6 protein-coding genes and 1 pseudogene are annotated in these 4,525 nt (G+C 67.7%); 4 read left to right on the forward strand and 3 right to left on the reverse strand.

The window, feature by feature from the left end; translation table 11 throughout:
- From Q1V87_RS13455 to Q1V87_RS13470, 4 genes are all read left to right on the forward strand, one after another.
- On the forward strand, positions 1 to 406 hold a 406-nt coding region (locus Q1V87_RS13455; protein WP_300593866.1), incomplete at its 5' end, for a sigma-70 family RNA polymerase sigma factor.
- Positions 403 to 1,158, forward strand: coding sequence for an anti-sigma factor (locus tag Q1V87_RS13460; RefSeq protein WP_300593868.1), 756 nt, complete (start codon positions 403 to 405; stop codon positions 1,156 to 1,158). The genes Q1V87_RS13455 and Q1V87_RS13460, both read left to right, overlap by 4 nt.
- A gap of 30 nt (positions 1,159 to 1,188) precedes the next feature.
- Positions 1,189 to 1,827 carry a DNA-directed RNA polymerase subunit beta gene (locus tag Q1V87_RS13465; RefSeq protein ID WP_300593871.1) on the forward strand — a complete coding sequence of 213 codons (639 nt, stop codon included), beginning with the start codon at positions 1,189 to 1,191 and terminating at the stop codon, positions 1,825 to 1,827.
- Positions 1,828 to 2,149: 322 nt separating this feature from the next.
- Positions 2,150 to 3,034, forward strand: a complete 885-nt coding sequence (locus tag Q1V87_RS13470) for an aminodeoxychorismate lyase (protein WP_300593874.1) — start codon at positions 2,150 to 2,152, stop codon at positions 3,032 to 3,034.
- Here Q1V87_RS13470 and Q1V87_RS13475 read toward each other — a convergent pair.
- The 3 genes and pseudogenes from Q1V87_RS13475 to Q1V87_RS13485 form a co-directional block, all read right to left on the reverse strand.
- Positions 3,018 to 3,392 carry a DUF559 domain-containing protein gene (locus Q1V87_RS13475; RefSeq protein WP_300593879.1) on the reverse strand — a complete coding sequence of 125 codons (375 nt, stop codon included), beginning with the start codon at positions 3,390 to 3,392 and terminating at the stop codon, positions 3,018 to 3,020. The two genes, Q1V87_RS13470 and Q1V87_RS13475, sit on opposite strands and share 17 nt — an antisense overlap.
- A 2-nt stretch (positions 3,393 to 3,394) precedes the next feature.
- Complete coding sequence (locus tag Q1V87_RS13480) at positions 3,395 to 3,961, reverse strand: hypothetical protein (protein WP_300593876.1); 567 nt, start codon at positions 3,959 to 3,961, stop codon at positions 3,395 to 3,397.
- Positions 3,962 to 4,380: 419 nt separating this feature from the next.
- Positions 4,381 to 4,525 (reverse strand): annotated as a pseudogene (locus Q1V87_RS13485) (phosphate ABC transporter ATP-binding protein); the annotation flags it as partial.

Here is a 4,525-nt window from a genome sequence, read left to right on the forward strand (position 1 = left end):
TCTGCAGGAGGTCTTCCTCGAGGTGTGGCAATCCGCCGCGCGCTTCGCTCCGAACAAAGGCCAGGGCAGATCCTGGGTGCTGACGATTGCACACCGCCGAGCCGTCGACCGCGTGCGGGCTTCGCAGGCGAGCGTCGATCGCGACATCCGGGTCGGGTTCCGTGACATCGACGTCGCTCACGATGGCGTCGCCGAGCAGGCGGAACTGCGGATCGAGAGCCGACGAGTAACAGAAGCACTCACCGCCCTTCCCGAATCACAGCGCGAGGCCCTCACCCTCGCGTATTTCGGGGGTTACAGTCAGAGCGAGATTGCGGCGCTCGTGGGGGCGCCGCTGGGAACAGTGAAGACCCGGATGCGTGACGGCTTGTCGCGCCTGAGAGCAGAGATGGGGGTGGCCTCATGAACGAGCAGGAGTTCGCAGAACTGTCGGCGGCATCCGCCCTCGGTGCCCTCGACGCTGAGCAACAGCAGGCCTTCGACCTCGCTCTCACGATGCATCCGGAGTGGCGCGGCATCGCCGAGCGCGACCTCGAAACCGCGGCCGCGCTCGCCTATTACGCCCCGGAAGTCGAGCCGCCTGCCGAGCTTCGGCACCATATCCTCACCCGCGTCGCACTGGCGCCGCAGACGGATGCCCTACCTCTCGGTGTCGTACCGCCCCCGAGCACCGCGGCGATACAAACCCAGTCCCGGACGCGCTGGATGCGGAGCATGTTCGCCCTCGCGGCATCCTTCGTTCTTCTCGTCGCGCTCGGCTTCACCGCCGTCAGCATCAACGACTGGGTGAATCGTCCGCCCGAGGTCGTTGCGCTGCAAGAGGTCCAGTCGGCGCCGGATGCGCAGTCGGCGACGGCGCAGATCGAAGGCGGCGGCGAGTCCACGCTCTACTGGGCAGACTCGGTCGGAAAGGCCGTCATCGTTTCGGACGGACTTCCGCAGATCGCCGACGATCAGAGCTACGAGCTGTGGTTCGTGCGCGGCGACGAGTCTCCGATACCGGCGGGTGCGTTCGCGGCGAGTGGGCAGCGAACCGAAACGTGGATCCTCGACGGCGAGATGGAGCCGGGCGACACGATCGCGATCACGATCGAGCCCGCCGGTGGTTCCCCGACAGGCGAGCCGACATCGGACGCTGTTGTCGCCATCCCGACCTGAGCGACGCCCGTCGCGACTACCCTGGTGCGGGTGAGTGACGACCCGCGGCCCTATCACAAGCCCGTCCGCAGACCTGCCGAGCTGTTCGACCGGCTGTTTGCTGCTGAAGACCCCGCAGAGGTCTCTCGCGTCGCGCACTCCACGGCGCAAGCGCTGCTCTCGCGCGTTCGCGCCAACCCCGACGAGGCAGTCGTCGATCGCCTGATCGCGTTCACCGCCGAGCACGGCATCGATGACATAGCTGAGCTGTGGTCTCGTTCCCCAGCGAAGACGCTGCCCGGAGCGCTGTGGCGTCTGTATCTCGTACAGCTCATGATCCATGACGACCCGATCACGGCGGCTTTGACCTACGAGAGGGGCCGCGCTGCCCTCGATACCGCGGACGCTCTGGTCGCCGGGGCTCCCGTGCCGGCAAGCCCTGACGAGCTCGTCACCCTCGTCGACACGATCCTGCGCGGGCTCTTCCGCGGTGACTTCGCCGTAGCTCTCGATCGCGCCGCCGCGTTCTGTCGGGTGCAGGCCGCGGGTGCCACGTACCTGGCTGACGACTACGACGCAACCGAGTCCGACCGCAGCGCAGCCTTCACCACCCGCGCGCTGCGTCTGAGCGACTACGCATCCGATCTGAGCGCCTGCGCGGCTCTCTGGCGCCGCGAATCCCTTACCTGACCGAGTCGCCTGCCCCCGGCATCCTGCCCCGAGATGTGCGGGTTCGGCGCTCTGAGGCGGGCGCGGGAGGACGCAGTCGCGGCGGATGCGCAGACCGACCGGGCGCGAAAGTGCCGGGCCGCAGAACGCCGCGGTGCTGGTGGGGGCCTTGCGGGGCGAGAGGCGCCCTGTGCCCCGGCGCGAAAGTGCCGGGCCGCAGAACGCCTCTCGGCGCATGGCCGCTCGTAGCGGCAGAAGATGGAGCCCGGGGTTACTGCGGCCCGGCTATGACATTCTAACCGCGTCACCGGACCGGGTATTCCCGCCGCGTAGGCTTCATCGCATGGCCACGAGTTACGCCCTGATGATTCAACCTGTCGATGGGGATGCCGACCGCGCGGACTTCGCTGACACGTTTGCGTCGGTGGATCCCGCGGCGCCGGCTCTGAGCGTGGGTGAACTGAGCACGCAACGCGGCGACGGGATCTTCGAGTCGATCGGCGTCGTCGACGGACATCCGCAGGAAGTCGATGCCCACCTCGACAGGCTTGCGCACTCCGCGCGCATCTGCGACCTCCCGGCGCCGAACCTCGCGCAATGGCGGGCCGCCATCGCCGTCGTTGCCGCGCACGCCCCGGCGGGGGAGTCGGTGATCAAGCTCATCCTCAGCCGCGGTATCGAGCACGGCCCGACGCCCACCGCGTGGGTCACCCTTGCCCCGGCGGCTGATTTCACGGCGGTGCGCGAGCGCGGCATCCGTGTTGTGACGCTTGACCGTGGATATGACTCCACGGTTCCCGCCCGGGCGCCGTGGCTGCTGCTCGGTGCAAAGACACTCTCGTACGCCGTCAATATGGCCGCCCTTCGTGAGGCGCACCGTCGCGGGGCGGATGATGCGATCTTCGTCACCACCGACGGTTTCGTGCTCGAGGCGCCCACGGCATCCCTGGTGCTGCGCCGAGGGGATCGGTTCACCACTCCTGCGCCGACCGGCGGCATCCTGCACGGGACGACACAGCTGAGCATGTTCGCCTACCTGCAGGAGTGTGGCTACGAAACGGGATACGAGCAGATCCTGACCGAGTCACTGGCGAGCGTCGACGCGGCATGGCTCGTGTCGAGCGTTCGGCTCGCGGCGCCCATCACCGCAATCGATGGCACATCGCTCCCGACCGATGCCGCCTTCACAGCCGACCTGAACGCTTATCTTCTCAGCCCCCGCGACTGACACATCCGTCCTCCGGCCCAGACCCTGACGACGTCGCAACGGCGCACGGTTTGCGCGACACGCCGGTGCCGGATGCGGCGTCCCGGCGCGTCGACACATCGATGCGCCGTTGCGACAGCCGCCTGCCGAGCGCGCCGAGGATCGCAGCCTCCACGAGCTCCCAGTCGTGTACCACGAGGGAGTAGTCGAAGCGAAGCGTCGTGTAGCCCCAGATCGCGGCGTTCGCGTCCCTGACCAGATCCTTGTGCCGCATGCGGACGCCGTCGTGGTTGTCACGGCCGTCGACTTCGATCAGCAGGCGTTCGCCGATGACGGCATCCACCCGACCGACGCCGAAGACCGACACCTGCGTTCGCACGCTCAAGCCGAGGTGGCGGAGGCGCCAGCGAAGGAGGGACTCGAGGCCGCTGTCGGCATCCTCTGTCGGGCCAGGTCAATGGCTTCTCGCGCCGCAGCATTCGTGTGCCGCCGGAGCCAACGCAGATCAGCCGCGTCGGCCCGCCGCTGCCGCAGTGCGGACTCGAGCACGACGAAGAACTCCTCGACTCCGCGGCAGTGCAGAATCTGTCGCAGGATCTGACGCACGGGCGGTGCCATCGTTCCGACGCCACTTCGGCCGTCATCCCAGTGCTCGATACATTCGCATCCGTCGTGCTTGTAGCAGTGTCGAGAGGGGAGCCAGACATGGACCTCGGTGGCATCATCGAGCACCCAGAGTCCGAGATGCCGCGCTGCTGAGACACACGCCAAGGTGCCACCGTGGGCCGTCGCGAGCAGGAGGTCACGGCAAGCCCAGGGGCGTGCGTACAGTCCCCGGCGCACGCGTGTGATCGCACCCCAGTGCAGCGCGGTGCGCACCCAGGGATACCCGAAGCCGCGAGCGCGAAGCTCCGCCACGGTCATTACGGCCAAAGGCGCATCACACACACCGTCAGGCTCCGTCGATCACGTGTCTTCGCGTCATCCGGGAACCGTAGATGTGCGAACTCGTGCTCCCCGATGCCTTGGGGAGGAGTGGTTCCGCGCCCCTCGGACATGCGTCGATTCCGGGGCGCCGTGTCGCAACGGCGCATAGCTTCCTCGACACGCCGGTGACGGATGCCGCGGCCTGGCGTGTCGGCAGAAAGGTGCGCCGTTGTGACCGAGGCGGCGCTGCCGGGTACTTGCTCGGTCCCGGGGCGCCGTGTCGCAACGGCGCATAGCTTCCTCGACACGCCGGTGACGGATGCCGCGACCCGGCGTGTCGGCATATGGGTTCGCCGTTGCGACCGAGCAACGCGGGGGTGTGACGAAACGGATGTGGGGGCGGGGCCAAACGGCCGCGCCCCCTCCTCCGAAACGGATGCTTATCCGAAGCGGCCCGAGACGTAGTCTTCGGTGTCCTTGACCTTCGGGCGGGTGAAGATCGTGGTGGTCTCGTCGTACTCGATGAGCTTGCCCGGCTTGCCGGTACCGGCGATGTTGAAGAACGCGGTCTTGTCGGACACGCGT

This window comes from Microbacterium sp. (assembly GCF_030149085.1).
Classification (GTDB): domain Bacteria; phylum Actinomycetota; class Actinomycetes; order Actinomycetales; family Microbacteriaceae; genus Microbacterium.